Annotated in this window: 15 protein-coding genes; 6 read left to right on the top strand and 9 right to left on the bottom strand. The window is 39.6% G+C overall.

Going from position 1 to position 13,194, the window contains the following annotated elements:
• Positions 1–179: 179 nt before the first annotated feature.
• From trpA to AC0VZ4_RS11830, 6 genes are read right to left on the bottom strand one after another with little or no spacing between them, the layout of a single operon-like run.
• Complete coding sequence (trpA, locus tag AC0VZ4_RS11855) at positions 180–1,001, bottom strand: tryptophan synthase subunit alpha (protein WP_475439766.1); 822 nt, start codon at positions 999–1,001, stop codon at positions 180–182.
• Positions 998–2,182 carry a tryptophan synthase subunit beta gene (trpB, locus tag AC0VZ4_RS11850; protein WP_475439765.1) on the bottom strand — a complete coding sequence of 395 codons (1,185 nt, stop codon included), beginning with the start codon at positions 2,180–2,182 and terminating at the stop codon, positions 998–1,000. Before trpB ends, trpA begins: the two co-directional genes overlap by 4 nt.
• A gap of 7 nt (positions 2,183–2,189) precedes the next feature.
• Positions 2,190–3,554, bottom strand: coding sequence for a bifunctional indole-3-glycerol-phosphate synthase TrpC/phosphoribosylanthranilate isomerase TrpF (gene trpCF / locus AC0VZ4_RS11845; protein ID WP_475439764.1), 1,365 nt, complete (start codon positions 3,552–3,554; stop codon positions 2,190–2,192).
• A complete protein-coding gene (trpD, locus tag AC0VZ4_RS11840) occupies positions 3,547–4,584 on the bottom strand; it encodes an anthranilate phosphoribosyltransferase (RefSeq protein WP_475439763.1) in 1,038 nt (345 codons plus the stop codon). The genes trpCF and trpD overlap by 8 nt, the downstream gene beginning before the upstream one ends.
• 11 nt (positions 4,585–4,595) lie before the next feature.
• Positions 4,596–5,198 (bottom strand): aminodeoxychorismate/anthranilate synthase component II, encoded by a 603-nt coding sequence (locus tag AC0VZ4_RS11835; RefSeq protein WP_475439762.1) that lies wholly within the window; start codon positions 5,196–5,198, stop codon positions 4,596–4,598.
• A 1-nt stretch (position 5,199) separates the two neighbouring features.
• Positions 5,200–6,768, bottom strand: a complete 1,569-nt coding sequence (locus AC0VZ4_RS11830) for an anthranilate synthase component 1 (RefSeq protein ID WP_475439761.1) — start codon at positions 6,766–6,768, stop codon at positions 5,200–5,202.
• Between the two features lie 464 nt (positions 6,769–7,232).
• On the opposite strand from AC0VZ4_RS11830, the gene rnm reads away from it, so the two are divergent.
• The 5 genes from rnm to AC0VZ4_RS11805 all read left to right on the top strand — a co-directional run bounded on the left by rnm (position 7,233) and on the right by AC0VZ4_RS11805 (position 10,821).
• Positions 7,233–8,087 (top strand): RNase RNM, encoded by an 855-nt coding sequence (rnm, locus tag AC0VZ4_RS11825; RefSeq protein WP_475439760.1) that lies wholly within the window; start codon positions 7,233–7,235, stop codon positions 8,085–8,087.
• Complete coding sequence (locus AC0VZ4_RS11820; protein WP_475439759.1) at positions 8,084–8,704, top strand: L-threonylcarbamoyladenylate synthase; 621 nt, start codon at positions 8,084–8,086, stop codon at positions 8,702–8,704. The genes rnm and AC0VZ4_RS11820 overlap by 4 nt, the downstream gene beginning before the upstream one ends.
• 6 nt (positions 8,705–8,710) lie before the next feature.
• Positions 8,711–9,547 (top strand): segregation and condensation protein A, encoded by an 837-nt coding sequence (locus AC0VZ4_RS11815; RefSeq protein WP_008138354.1) that lies wholly within the window; start codon positions 8,711–8,713, stop codon positions 9,545–9,547.
• 145 nt (positions 9,548–9,692) lie between these two features.
• Positions 9,693–10,244 (top strand): cytochrome b, encoded by a 552-nt coding sequence (locus AC0VZ4_RS11810; protein ID WP_475439758.1) that lies wholly within the window; start codon positions 9,693–9,695, stop codon positions 10,242–10,244.
• Between the two features lies 1 nt (position 10,245).
• Entirely contained in the window at positions 10,246–10,821 is a 576-nt protein-coding gene (locus tag AC0VZ4_RS11805; protein ID WP_008138356.1) for a YceI family protein, read from the top strand.
• A 67-nt stretch (positions 10,822–10,888) separates the two neighbouring features.
• On the opposite strand, the gene AC0VZ4_RS11800 is transcribed toward AC0VZ4_RS11805, so the two are convergent.
• Positions 10,889–11,725 (bottom strand): TIGR02285 family protein, encoded by an 837-nt coding sequence (locus tag AC0VZ4_RS11800; RefSeq protein ID WP_475439757.1) that lies wholly within the window; start codon positions 11,723–11,725, stop codon positions 10,889–10,891.
• Positions 11,726–11,858: 133 nt separating this feature from the next.
• Positions 11,859–12,026 carry a hypothetical protein gene (locus tag AC0VZ4_RS11795; RefSeq protein ID WP_007375427.1) on the bottom strand — a complete coding sequence of 56 codons (168 nt, stop codon included), beginning with the start codon at positions 12,024–12,026 and terminating at the stop codon, positions 11,859–11,861.
• Between the two features lie 367 nt (positions 12,027–12,393).
• On the opposite strand from AC0VZ4_RS11795, the gene AC0VZ4_RS11790 reads away from it, so the two are divergent.
• On the top strand, positions 12,394–12,942 hold the full coding sequence (locus AC0VZ4_RS11790) for a hypothetical protein (protein ID WP_007375426.1): 549 nt from the start codon (positions 12,394–12,396) through the stop codon (positions 12,940–12,942).
• Here the strand turns inward: AC0VZ4_RS11790 and AC0VZ4_RS11785 are convergent.
• Complete coding sequence (locus AC0VZ4_RS11785) at positions 12,937–13,188, bottom strand: hypothetical protein (protein ID WP_475439756.1); 252 nt, start codon at positions 13,186–13,188, stop codon at positions 12,937–12,939. The genes AC0VZ4_RS11790 and AC0VZ4_RS11785 overlap by 6 nt on opposite strands.
• Positions 13,189–13,194 lie beyond the last annotated feature (6 nt).

Genomic DNA, 13,194 nt, shown 5'->3' with positions numbered 1-13,194 from the left:
CGTTTTTTAGCGAATTCAATTATACCTTATCCTTATGCTGTTTGTTTTTTATACCGCAAAGATCAACACGCCCTAATTTGGTTTTTAAACACTTAGTTATTAAAAAACGTTTGGTAAAAAACAAAAAAGGGCATTTTAAATGCCCTTTTTTAATGCGTATAAAACACGCCTTAGTTAGCTTAAAGCGATGTAGCTGCTTTCATATCAGCAACAAATGCTTTTAGCTGAGCGGTCATTGTTGGTAAATCATTAAGGTTAGCTTCAATGATTTTAACTACAGCAGAGCCTGAAATAGCACCTGCTGCGCCTGCGTTGAGTGCGGCTTTTACATCATCAGGTGTTGAAATACCAAACCCTAAAAGAGCAGGGGCTGCATGGTATTCTTTTAACTTAGTGACAATATTACCCGCTGGCATTTGTGCTTTAGTATCGGTACCGGTAACACCAGCGCGCGATAGTAAATACGTATAGCCACGACCGTAAGAGGCGCATTGGCGAAGTGTGTCGTCATCTGCATTAGGTGTGGCAATAAAAATTGGGTCTACACCATTATCCATTGCCGATTTTCTGAATATTTTAGATTCATGCAAAGGCACGTCAGCCACTAAAATAGAGTCTACACCTACCGCTTTTGCATCTTTGTAAAATGCTTCTATGCCGCGCTTAAAAACAAGGTTTGAGTAAAGCAATAATCCAATTGGAATCTCGGCGTTATACTCGCGTATTTCTTTAATGATATCAAAGCAATCTTGCGTGTTAATGTGCACATCAAGTGCACGAATATTCGCTTTTTGAATTACAGGACCATCTGCAATTGGATCTGAAAATGGAATACCAAGTTCAAGCGCATCAGCGCCGCCGTCAATTAGGCTTTTAATAATCGCAATACTTTGCTCTTTACCTGGGTCGCCAATTGTTACAAATGGTACAAACGCACCTTGTTTTTGCTCGTTAAGCGCTGCAAACATTTTGCCGTAACGATCCGTTTTTACTTGGCTCATAGCTGACCTCTTTCAGATAGTACATTGTGAACGTGTGCTAAATCTTTATCTCCACGACCACTTAAATTAATAACTATAACACTTTCCTCTGTTTGCTCTTCTGCATACTTAAGTGCATAAGCAAGCGCATGGCTTGATTCAAGCGCCGGAATGATCCCTTCGTTTTTAGCAAGCGATTGAAACGCATCAAGCGCTTCTGTATCGGTAATACCCACGTATTGCGCACGACCGGTTTCGTGTAAAAATGCATGTTGAGGACCAACCGCAGGGTAATCAAGACCCGCTGATACAGAGTAAGACTCTTCAATTTGGCCATCGTCATTTTGCATAATGTACGTATAAGTACCGTGTAATATGCCTTTTGTGCCTTTACAAATTGTTGCACCGTGCTCATGTGTATCAAGCCCTTTACCAGCAGGCTCAACACCAATTAATTTAACACCTGGCTCGTCAATAAAGTCGGTGAACATACCAATCGCGTTTGAACCCCCACCAACACAGGCAATAACAGCGTCAGGTAAGCGACCTTCGGCTTTAAGTACTTGTTGTTTCGCTTCTTCACCAATAACTTTTTGATACTCACGTACAATTGTTGGGAATGGGTGAGGACCTGCGGCTGTACCTAGTAGGTAATGCGCGTCTTGATAATTTGCTGACCAGTCACGCAGTGCTTCATTTACTGCATCTTTTAATGTGCCAGAACCCGCTGTTACCGGAATAACCTCTGCGCCCATTAACTTCATTCTAAATACGTTTGGTTGCTGACGTTCAACGTCTTTTGCGCCCATATAAATACGACATTTTAAACCCAGTAATGCACATGCAAGCGCGGTTGCAACACCGTGTTGACCGGCACCTGTTTCAGCAATTACTTGTTTTTTACCCATGCGCTTAGTAAGTAACGCTTGGCCAAGTACTTGGTTGGTTTTATGTGCGCCGCCGTGTAGTAAGTCTTCACGCTTTAGATACAGTTTTACTTTTGGGTTTTTAACTAAATTGCGCGTTAAAGTAAGTGGGGTAGGACGACCCGCATACTCGTTTAATAATTTACTTAGCTCAGCCTGAAACTCAGGATCTTTTTGTGCTTTGTTAAATTCGTTTTCTAACTGCTTAAGCGCAGGGATAAGTAACTCGGGTACAAACATACCGCCAAACTCGCCAAAATAAGCTGGATTTTGCATTTTAACCTCAATAATTTCTGATGCTTGTAAAAGCATTATGTAATTTGTTAGGGCACTTTTTACCCGCAGATTCTTCAACGCCTGAGTTTAAATCAAGGCCTAAGGCACCTTTAAAAAGCGCATCTTTAATATTGTCTGGATTTAAGCCTCCAGCGAGCATAAACGGTGTAGTTGCATCATGAAGCACCGACCAATCAAATACTTTACCTGTACCGCCAGCTTGTGTATCGCTGTGTGTATCGTAAAGGTGTCGGTCAACGCCATTTACAGGCGTTGGCAATGCATCTTTTATTGCTTGGGCTTTCCAAATCTCGCAGCCGGTAGGTAACTGTGTACGCAACTGAGCGATGTAATCGTCACTTTCTTGACCATGTAATTGAACTGCCGCCAATTTTAGCACACTTGCGTATTGAGCAACTTGATCAATTGGGGCATCTACAAACACACCCACAAAATTAAGCGGAGCACTTTGGCTCAGCTCTTTTGCGCAATCTAAATCAACATAGCGTGGCGATTTAGGATGAAAAATTAAACCACCATAAACAGCACCGTTTTGATATGCCGCTTGTGCATCTTTGGTACGTGTTAAACCACATACTTTATTGTCACCTAAAATAACACGGCGACATGCTTGCTCTAAATCACGCTCGCCCATAAGTGAGCTGCCAATTAAAAAGCCATCGCATAATGGGGCTAAACGTTTTACGTCTTGATGGGTATAAATCCCCGATTCCGAAATAACCACTTTATCAGCCGGAATAAGCTTACGTAGTTTTTCAGTAGTGGCTAAATCGGTGCTTAAATCGCGTAAATCGCGGTTATTAATACCAATAATTTGTGCATCAAGCGCAAGTGCACGGTGTACTTCTTCTTCATTACTTACTTCGGTTAATACCGACATATTTAGTGAATCGGCAACAGCATGCAGTGCTTTATAGCTTTCGTCATCAAGTACCGAAAGCATCAGCAATATAGCGTCACCGCCATAAATACGCGCCATATACACTTGGTACTCATCTATAAAAAAGTCTTTACAGATAAGCGGTTGTTCTACTTGGCTGCGCACAAATTCGAGGTAATCAAAGCTACCTTGAAAATATTTAGCATCAGTTAACACGCTCATGCAGGTGGCGTATTTTTTATAAACTGAGGTAATTTCGGTTAAATCAAATGGCTCTCTAATTAACCCTTTTGAGGGCGATGCTTTTTTACACTCTAAAATAAACTGTGTGCCTGGGGCTGCTAATGCTTTGTAAAAACTACGGCTTGTAGGCACTGCAAGGTGTTTAAAGCTTTCAAGCGGGCGTGCGGCTTTACGCTCAATGAGTTCTAATTTTTTATCAGCAACAATTTTGTCTAATACATTAGCCATTACTTACCTCAATAATTGCATTTAGTGTGTTCATGGCTTGCCCTGAACTTAATAATGTTTGTACTTGTTTTACCCCTTCTTTTAACGTTTCTGCTTTACCTGTTAGGTATAAAAGGGCAGCTACGTTAACCACAATGGCAGCATTATGTGCATCTGTTCCTTTGCCTTGTAAGATGGCAAGGCTAGCATTTGCGTTGTATTGTGGGCCTTCACCAGCGAGTTGTTCAAGTGAATAGTTTGCAAGGTCAAAGTCGCTTGGGTTTAGCGTGTACTGTGTAAGCTCACCATTATTTAGCTCAACTACCGTTGTTGGGCCGTGTAGAGCTATTTCGTCAGTGCCCGAGCCGTGAACAATCATAGCGCGCTTTGTGCCAAGGGTTTTAAGTGTTTGTGCCATTGGCATACATAACGCTTCGTTGTACACACCTAACAATTGCACATCAGGTGCTGCTGGGTTAGCAAGCGGGCCTAAAATATTAAAAATAGTGCGTGTTTTAAGCGCTGTACGCACGGCCATCGCATGGCGTACGCCACTGTGATAGTGCGGTGCAAACAAAAAGGTAAAATTGGTTTGCTCAAGGCATTTTGCTGCCTGCTCTGGGCTCATATCTATATTAATGCCCAGCGCTTTTAGTAAGTCGGCAGAGCCTGAATTACTCGATACACTGCGATTACCATGTTTTACCATGTTAATACCGGCAGCAGCGGCAACTATGGCTGCTGTTGTGCTTATATTAATTGTGTTTGAGCCATCGCCGCCAGTGCCACAGCTATCAGCAAGTTGTGTACTGCTGGTAGTAAAAGCAACAGCGTTATCGCGCATTGAGGCTGCAGCACCTGCTATTTCATCGCTTACTTCGCCTTTAATTTTAAGGCTTATTAGTAGGGCGGTTAGCTCAATCTCGCTCATGTTACCTTGCATTATTTCATCAAACAGTGCTTTGGCGTCTGCGTAGCTTAATGATTGCCCTGTAATTAGTTGTTCAATAGCGTGTTGAACATTTATGGGTTGTTCTGGTTGTGTACTCATAATGTCCTCTTTTATTTAGCGCGTGTTAAGTAAGCGACACTTTGCTGAAGTAGCATTGCGCCGTTTGGCGTCAGTATAGATTCTGGATGAAACTGGTAACCCAAAGCGTTGTCATCATGATGATAAATAGCCATAGGTATATCTTCGTACTGGGCAATAACCTTTATATTATCAGGCACTTTTGTTGCCATTAATGAATGGTAACGTGCTACAGGCATTGTATTGCCCATACCATCAAATACAGGATGTTCGCTTAATTTAATAATTGAAGACTTACCATGTACGGTTTCACCCGCGTGACCGATTACTCCGCCATAGCTTTGTGTTAACGCTTGTTGGCCTAAACAAATGCCTAACATTGGGAAGTGGCCTTTAGAGAGCTCAATAAGCTCCATTAAACAGCCTGCATCGCTTGGTGTGCCAGGGCCAGGGGAAAGTACTAATAGCACTGGTCCTTGCTCTTGGCGCATTTTATTAAAAATAACCTCAGCGCTAATGTTGTTTCTATAAACAACCAGTTCGCAGCCAAGCATCGTAAGCTCATCAACTAAGTTATATGTAAATGAGTCAAAGTTATCTAAAAAATAGATTTTAATAGGATTCGCTTTACTCATTTTATACCGCCTTATACGTAGATTTTATGGCGGTGATAACCGCTTGTGCTTTAGCGCGAGTTTCCTTTGCTTCAGAAATAGGGTCTGAGTCAAACACCACACCGGCACCAGCCTGTACATAAGCTATATTATTTTTAACAAAAGCAGAGCGAATAACAATACAGCTATCCATTGCGCCATCACCGGTTAAGTAACCAACAGCGCCGCCATAACTGCCACGGCGTTTCCCTTCTGTTTGACGTACAAGCTCAGCAGCACGTACTTTTGGTGCACCAACAAGGGTGCCCATGTTCATACACGCTTGGTAAGCGTGTAGTGCATCAAGTTCTGGTTTTAATGTGCCAACAACGCGTGATACTAAATGCATTACCTGTGAATAGCGGTCTACTTTTAATAACTCTTTGGCAAAACGAGTACCTGCAACACTAATGCGGGCTACGTCGTTACGCGCTAAATCAACGAGCATTAAATGCTCGGCGCGCTCTTTTTGATCGTTTCTTAGTTCCAACTCAATGCGGCTGTCTAGGTCTGGGTTTATTTGCCCGTTAGTAAATTTGCCACGCGCTCGAGTTCCAGCAATTGGGTATACTTCTACTTGCTGATTACTTACGTCGTACTTAAGGGCCGACTCAGGAGACGCGCCAAATAATGCAAAGTCTTCATCGCGCATATAAAACATGTAAGGGCTTGGGTTTTGCTTTTTAAGCTGGCTATACGCATGTAAAGTATCAGGGCAAGGTAGTGAAAATGTACGCGACGGCACTACCTGAAAAATATCACCATCTACAATGTTCTTCTTAAGCTTAACAACTTGCTCGCAGTAAGTGTCATCGTCTATATCAACGCTTACCTCACATTCGCCACTTTGCATATCCGCACTAAATTCTGCTGCGTTATCGCAAAGTGTATTTAATCGTTCTAACTCTTTACCTACTTCAAAGCAGTTAGCGTGTACGTCTGGGCCATTAAATACATTACCAATGAGCTCAGTTGTTTGCTTTTGATGATCAATAACAACTAAGGTTTCGGCTAAGTAAAATACGTAATCTGGGCAGGTATTTTCACCATCAGGTACATCACTTAATTGCTCAAAGTTTGCCACCATATCGTAAGCAAATACGCCGCCTAAAAATACCGAAAATGGATTGTTGGTTGTGCTTTTAATACTGTTGATACACGTACGTAGTGCGCTAAATGCGTTATCAGCAACGAGCTTGCTCGCTTCGTCTATATCGCTGCTGGTGTCTTGGTAGTTAAGTGTAAGCGTTGTGTCGTTTAATTGTGAATCACAGCTCTTAACATTTGCTTGTAAGTAGCTTAATAATTGCTTGCCGTTATTAGATTGTGCGCTAACAGTTACCGTTTTACCCTTACATACAATGCGCAGGGCGCTATCAACTAAAATTAAACTTTTTACACTGTCTTTAGAATCAATCTCAGCCGATTCAAGCAGTAGTGAGTTAGGCTTATCAAGTGCCGCGTATAATGCAAGAGGGCTACTAATATAGTCGCGTACTTGCGTAATGCTTGTTACTTCGCCTGGTGTGGTAGTTATATGACTAAAAATCAAACCTCATTCCCTCAAAAAATTAAACCCCGCAATGCGTTAGCAGTGCGGGGTTTGAATAACGATATCTAAATTACAAACAGATCATTACCGTCCCGCTATATCAGGCGCCACCACCAACGATTTGTAAGAGTAAGACCGTTATTCATGTTTTTCTGCCTCAAAATTTATTAAATATTTTTAACGTATATGTTTCGTAAAATTTAGTTATAAAAAAACCCGCATAGTTGCGGGTTTTGAATTTTTGTTAGACACGACAATTCATCACCCGATAATTACGAGTGCCACCACCAAATAGTGTTTAAGTTTGAATTGATCATTATTGTTAATTCTTAATGTGTCTGAAAGTGGCTACAGTAAAACGTATCTTATGCTTTTGTGTCAAGTGTTTATTTAAAACAATTTAGTCAAAAAAGTTGTTATACTTACATAAACACCAGTAACCCTTAATTTTAAGCAGTTTTCTTTTGATAAAATATGATTTACATAGCCATACCACACATTCAGACGGGCGTTTAACGGTTGAAGAATTATTGCATCGCGCTGTTGATAAAAATATTGATGTGTTTGCTATTACCGATCATGACACTGTGGCAGCTATTAAGCCTGCTCAGCAATTTATTAAAGCAGAAAACTTACCGCTTTCATTAATAACGGGTACCGAAGTGTCTACCAAATGGGAAAGCTTCGAAATTCATATTGTAGGTTTAAATATTGATATTAATAATATTGACCTTACCTCTTTATTATCAGCTCAGCAGCAAAAGCGAGAAGAGCGTGCGCTAGAAATTGGCGCACGCCTTGCAAAAAATGGATTTGATGGCATTTACGAGCAAGCTAAAGAGCTGGCAAAGGATGCGCAAATTACGCGCGCACATTTTGCACGCGCCCTTATTGAGCGCGGTGTAGCTAAAAATTTCCCGGGTGTTTTTAAAAAGTACTTAGGGCGTGGTAAAACAGGCTACGTGCCAAGTTGCTGGTGCACTATGCAAAGCGCTATTGAAGCAATACATGCCGCTGGTGGTGTTGCTGTACTTGCGCACCCAAGTAGCTATCAAATGTCAAACAAGTGGCTACGAAAGTTATTAGTAGAATTTAAAAGTGTAGGGGGAGACGCAATGGAAGTTGCACAACCTCAACAGGCGCCAAGCGAGCGCCAGTTTTTAGGTGAATTGAGCCGTGAGTACGAGCTACTTTGCTCGCAAGGGTCTGATTTTCATTTTCCGACAAGTTATTTAGAGCTTGGCAAAAATTTATACCTTCCAAAGGACTGCCAAGGTGTTTGGCAAGCTTGGGAAGAACAAGAAGGGGCGTTAACATGAGTCAATTATTTCATATTCATCCAGATAACCCGCAACCGAGACTGATTACTCAAGCCGTTGATATTATTAAACAAGGCGGCGTTGTTGTATACCCAACAGATTCGGGCTATGCCATTGGCTGTAACATTGGTAATAAGCAAGCCAAAGAGCGCATAGAGCGTATTCGTGGTATTGAAAAAAACGATAATTTTACGCTAGTTTGCCGTGATTTATCGGAGCTATCTACTTATGCACGTGTAGATAACCAGCTATTTAGATTAATTAAAAATAATACGCCAGGGCCTTATACCTTTATTTTTAAAGGCACAAAAGAAGTCCCTAAGCGTTTATTAAACGACAAGAAAAAAACCATTGGCATGCGTGTAATTGAACACCCAATTGCTTGTGCGTTACTTGCCGAACTTGGCGAGCCGCTAATGTCGTGTTCTTTAATTTTACCAGGGCAACAATTTACAGAATCAGATCCTGATGAAATATTAGAGCGATTAGATAAGCACGTTGATTTAATTATTCACGGTGGTTACTTGCCAGAGCAAGCAACCACAGTAATCGATTTGTCAGAAGATGAAGTTCAAATATTACGTGTTGGCTGTGGTGATACAAGCCCGTTTGAGTAATAACAAGTGAGCGAAAATACTGCTGATACAAAAAGTAGTGAAAAGCCAGTGCAGCAAAAGCTGCCACTGGCTTTTTTGCATGGTAAAGCGGTTGTAGATAAACCAGAAGACTTATATATTCCGCCCGATGCGCTCGAAATAATATTAGAAACCTTTGAAGGCCCGCTCGATTTACTGCTTTATTTAATTAAAAAGCATAAGCTTGATGTGCTCGACCTTTCTATTTTTAGTATTACAGAGCAGTATGTAAGTTACGTTGAAATGATGACCGAGTTTCAACTCGAACTTGCCGGTGAATATTTAGTTATGGCCGCGTTACTTGCACAAATTAAGTCGCGCTTATTACTTCCTGTACACGAAGAGCTTGAAGAGGAAGAAGACCCTCGCGCTGAGCTTATTAAACGTCTACAAGAATATGAGTTATTTAAAAAAGCCGCCGAAAACCTCGATGATATCCCCCGTGTTGGGCGTGATATTTTTATAGCGCATGCCGCTATGCCAATAAATGAAGACACAAGTCAAAACCTCCCCGATATTGAACTTAAAGACTTAATGCTGGCGCTGAGTGATGTAATGGCGCGAGCAAAAACGTTTGAACATCATCAAATTACTGCCGAAGTACTCTCAACCCGAGAGAGAATGAGCCAAATATTACAACAGCTATCGAAAGCAAATTCAGCAGTGGTGTTTAATGCGCTTTTTACGCCTGATGAAGGGCGTAGTGGTGTGGTAGTTAGTTTTATAGCCATGCTTGAACTCATTAAAGAAGGACTTGTTACTTGTTTGCAAGTAAGCCCAGAGAGCTTAATTTATGTCAGCTTGAGCGAGCAATCCACTCTATAAACTTATCTGTTTAATCCTCAACTTCTAAAACTGACTTTAATTATCAAAGTTCTGTGCGTATACGCACGTAAAGTGTTTGTAAATGTTATTTTCATTTAAGGCTATGCACTATATTGTAACGTCATAGCATTATAGGACGTTACACATGTTTAAAAATACACCTTCATCTTACGGACTTGTCGCCATTATTTTACATTGGCTCATGGCGTTGACTATTTTTGGCCTGTTTGGTTTAGGTTTATATATGGTTGAGCTTACTTATTACGATAGCTGGTATAAAGGCTCGCTCGATTTACATAAAAGCATTGGTATTACGCTTGTGGCCGTATTCTTATTTAGAATTTTATGGCGTGCTTTATCTACACAACCTAAACCATTAGGTGAAAGTAAAGGCATGAACCAATTAGCACATACTGCGTATATTGCTATGTATATTATTTTGGCTGTTATTGTTGTTGCAGGGTATTTAATATCAACCGCAGACGGGCGTCCAATAGAAGTATTTACTTTATTTAATGTATCAGCGCTTGATTTTGCCTTTGATGACCAAGCCGATATTGCAGGAAAAGTACATTATTACGGCGCGTGCACATTAATCGGGTTTGCAGTATTGCATGCACTAGGGGCGTTAAAACATCACTTTATCGATAAAGATAAAACCTTAATTAGAATGATCAAACCATTAAAGGATGATTAAAATGAAAAAATTATTAGTAAGCACAGCCGTTTCGGCTGCAATGATGTTATCGGTAACAACTGCTAATGCAGCCGACTACGTAATTGACACAAAGGGTGCTCATGCATTTGTAAACTTTAAAATTAAACATTTAGGTTACAGCTGGTTACATGGCCGTTTTAATACCTTTGATGGTAAATTTAACTACGATGCTAAAAACCCTAATGCGTCGCAAATTATGGTTAATATAGATACAACAAGCCTTGATTCTAATCATGCCGAGCGCGATAAACACCTTCGTGGTAAAGAGTTTTTAAATGTTGATAAATACCCAACAGCGACGTTTAAAAGCACCAGTATTAAATTTGAAGACGATTCAGGTCAAGTAACAGGTGATTTTACGCTGCATGGTGTAACCAAAACCATTACTTTTGAAATTGATAAAGTGGGTGAAGGTAAAGATCCATGGGGTGGTTACCGTGTAGGCTTTGAAGGTGAAACAAGCCTTAAGCTTACCGACTACGGTATTGATTACAATTTAGGGCCAGCCTCTACCCATGTAGATATAGGTTTATTTATTGAAGGTATTCGTCAGTAATATATCAAATACTTAATTATAAACAATAAACAGCGTCATTTTTAATGGCGTTTTTTTCTATAAATACTTATTTTTCTATACGCTCTTGCAACAAAGGCCTTAAATGCTCTGGCAACCAGCGCATTAGCACATCATTATAAGCTGGTGTTTTTTTTATTACTTTGAGCTGCTCATTAAGTATTGCTATATCTTTTGCACCTTGCTCATTTTTAGTGCAACCAATAAAGCCATAACTTAACGCAGGGGATTCGGTTAACGGTCGTTGTGTTAAATTTTTATCAAAATTCATTAATTTAGCTAAATAATAATGTTCGCTTGGGTAACCCAATAAAATATCAATCCGTTTTAAATTAAGCATATAAGTAAGGCTCGCTAAGCTGTCGCGAGTAGGTCTTATTACTAAATCTATATCGGGAGTTGTGTTTATAACCGAATCTATCTCTTTTCCATAAGAACGACTCATTGATATGCCGAGTGTTAGCTTTTTATCACGTATTAAATCTAATAATGACACTTCAGTGGCATCAGGCAATTCAAGTGCGTCTGCAAGCTTGCTATGCATAGCAACAGAAGGTGATAGGCCTGTAGTTGAGCTTTCGTCTGTAAAGTAAATATGCTTTTTTCGGTAATTATTTTTATAAAGAGATAATGCGCAAGTATTATTGGACGTATTTGATAGCTCTTGGATTACTTTTCCCGAAGGGATGATAATTTGATTAAAGGTAATAGCGGGTAGTTGTTTTTCAAGTAGGGATATAATGCTTTCATCGCGGCCTTGGTGTTGATATTGGCCATTTAAAATGTAGTACGGTGCAAAGTCGTGCGTTAACCAATTAATGGTTTTAGCATTACTTACAGGGCTTACAAAACAAAACATTAAAAAAAGTATACATAAACGGAGCATTACAGCAGTTGCCAATAATTATTATTGTAAAACTATTGTAACCATTAAAGGGCTAAAAAGTAAAATGCCAGCAACGAGGCTGGCAAAATATATTTTCAATAATCACAATAATAAAAAGCAATTAAAGTTTTGTTTAACTAGCTTTTAGCCATTTAACAAATTGGCGTGCATCACTCGCTTTTTGAAATAATGCATTTTTTAAACCTTGTGTATCACTAAAGATTACACGATGTTTGTTTACTGAAATTGATTGCACTGGATGTGCAATTTGGATCATAGACCCATTATATTTATAAGACATAATAAAACTCACTTTATTCTTGTTATTTATTCTGCGCTATATTTTATAGCTTCGTGCAGTCAATAAATAAACGATGTTGTGTTTAGCTTCATTACAGTGTTGACGATCTTTATGACACTTTTGCGATGATAATAAAATTCATCTCGGTATTATTTAAGGGGTTCTCGCCGTACAATAACTTAGCTTTCAAATATACGTTTTGCGGGGCTTACTGGATCAGGGTAAATGGTTAACCGCGGCGGTTTCTTTAAACCAGAGAGGGAAGGTAACTTATATGTATATTATGTGCAAGCTATTTTTTATATTTATTTATAATACATTTTATCAACTGCCTATGGCCTCCAATTTTATTTACTAAAGGATAAGTATGAATTACCTAATTGCGAGCGATATTTTTGGTTTAACACCTGCTTTTACGCAGTTTACAGAGGGGTTTGACACTAAGGTAACGGTTATTGATCCTTATGATAATGAGTTGCAACCTATTGATAGTGAAGAATATAACTACAATAAATTCATACAGAAATGCGGGCATGATAAATACACCGACAAACTTCAAAAATGTTTTGCGCATTTGCAAGCACCAACAACTTGTATCGCATTTAGCGCAGGGGCAAGTGCAGCATGGCGCGCACAGTTATTAACAGGCAATACACACCTTAAAAAGTTAATTGGGTTCTACCCATCACAAATTCGTAATTATTTAGCGTTAGATGCAAACGTACCCTGTGAGTTTATTTTTCCTAAACATGAGGTACATTTTAATGTTGATGAAGTGATAGCCATTTTAAATAATAAGTCCGCAGTAAAGTGTAATAAAACAAACTACCTACATGGTTTTATGAACGAGCACTCAGTCAATTTTAATGAGCAAGCGTATAACTATTTTAGCCATTACTTAAAAGTAGCGTTATAGCTGATTAATTTGCGCTTTTGTAATATTAGGAAAGTCAGTGCGGTTATTGTATTGTGCGTATAGAGTAGAAAAAACACTGCTTCTAGATTGTTTATCAAGCTCTTTTATAAACATTTTAGCGTTAGAGCGTGCTGGCCTACAGCATAATTGATACGCCTTTATAACACTTGCCAAAGTTTGCCCTTGTTTTTGCAATGCTAGATCTGCTTGGGCAAAAAAAGCTGCGCCTGTCCAGTAAACAGGCATTGATCA

It is taken from the genome of Pseudoalteromonas sp. QJM3NY_22 (genome assembly GCF_056173065.1).
The sequence above is the reverse complement of the archived record's forward strand: the minus strand, read 5'-3'. Positions and strand labels throughout refer to the sequence as shown.

Excerpts from the sequence above, each read along its gene's own strand:
- AC0VZ4_RS11835 (WP_475439762.1), bottom strand. The coding sequence starts at position 5,198 with ATGAGTAAAGCGAATCCTATTAAAATCTATTTTTTAGATAACTTTGAC.
- AC0VZ4_RS11820 (WP_475439759.1), top strand. The coding sequence starts at position 8,084 with ATGAGTCAATTATTTCATATTCATCCAGATAACCCGCAACCGAGACTG.
- trpA (WP_475439766.1), bottom strand. The coding sequence starts at position 1,001 with ATGAGCCAAGTAAAAACGGATCGTTACGGCAAAATGTTTGCAGCGCTT.
- AC0VZ4_RS11810 (WP_475439758.1), top strand. The coding sequence starts at position 9,693 with ATGTTTAAAAATACACCTTCATCTTACGGACTTGTCGCCATTATTTTA.
- AC0VZ4_RS11795 (WP_007375427.1), bottom strand. The coding sequence starts at position 12,026 with ATGTCTTATAAATATAATGGGTCTATGATCCAAATTGCACATCCAGTG.
- trpD (WP_475439763.1), bottom strand. The coding sequence starts at position 4,584 with ATGAGTACACAACCAGAACAACCCATAAATGTTCAACACGCTATTGAA.
- AC0VZ4_RS11790 (WP_007375426.1), top strand. The coding sequence starts at position 12,394 with ATGAATTACCTAATTGCGAGCGATATTTTTGGTTTAACACCTGCTTTT.
- trpCF (WP_475439764.1), bottom strand. The coding sequence starts at position 3,554 with ATGGCTAATGTATTAGACAAAATTGTTGCTGATAAAAAATTAGAACTC.
- AC0VZ4_RS11785 (WP_475439756.1), bottom strand. The coding sequence starts at position 13,188 with ATGCCTGTTTACTGGACAGGCGCAGCTTTTTTTGCCCAAGCAGATCTA.
- AC0VZ4_RS11805 (WP_008138356.1), top strand. The coding sequence starts at position 10,246 with ATGAAAAAATTATTAGTAAGCACAGCCGTTTCGGCTGCAATGATGTTA.
- AC0VZ4_RS11800 (WP_475439757.1), bottom strand. The coding sequence starts at position 11,725 with ATGCTCCGTTTATGTATACTTTTTTTAATGTTTTGTTTTGTAAGCCCT.
- trpB (WP_475439765.1), bottom strand. The coding sequence starts at position 2,182 with ATGCAAAATCCAGCTTATTTTGGCGAGTTTGGCGGTATGTTTGTACCC.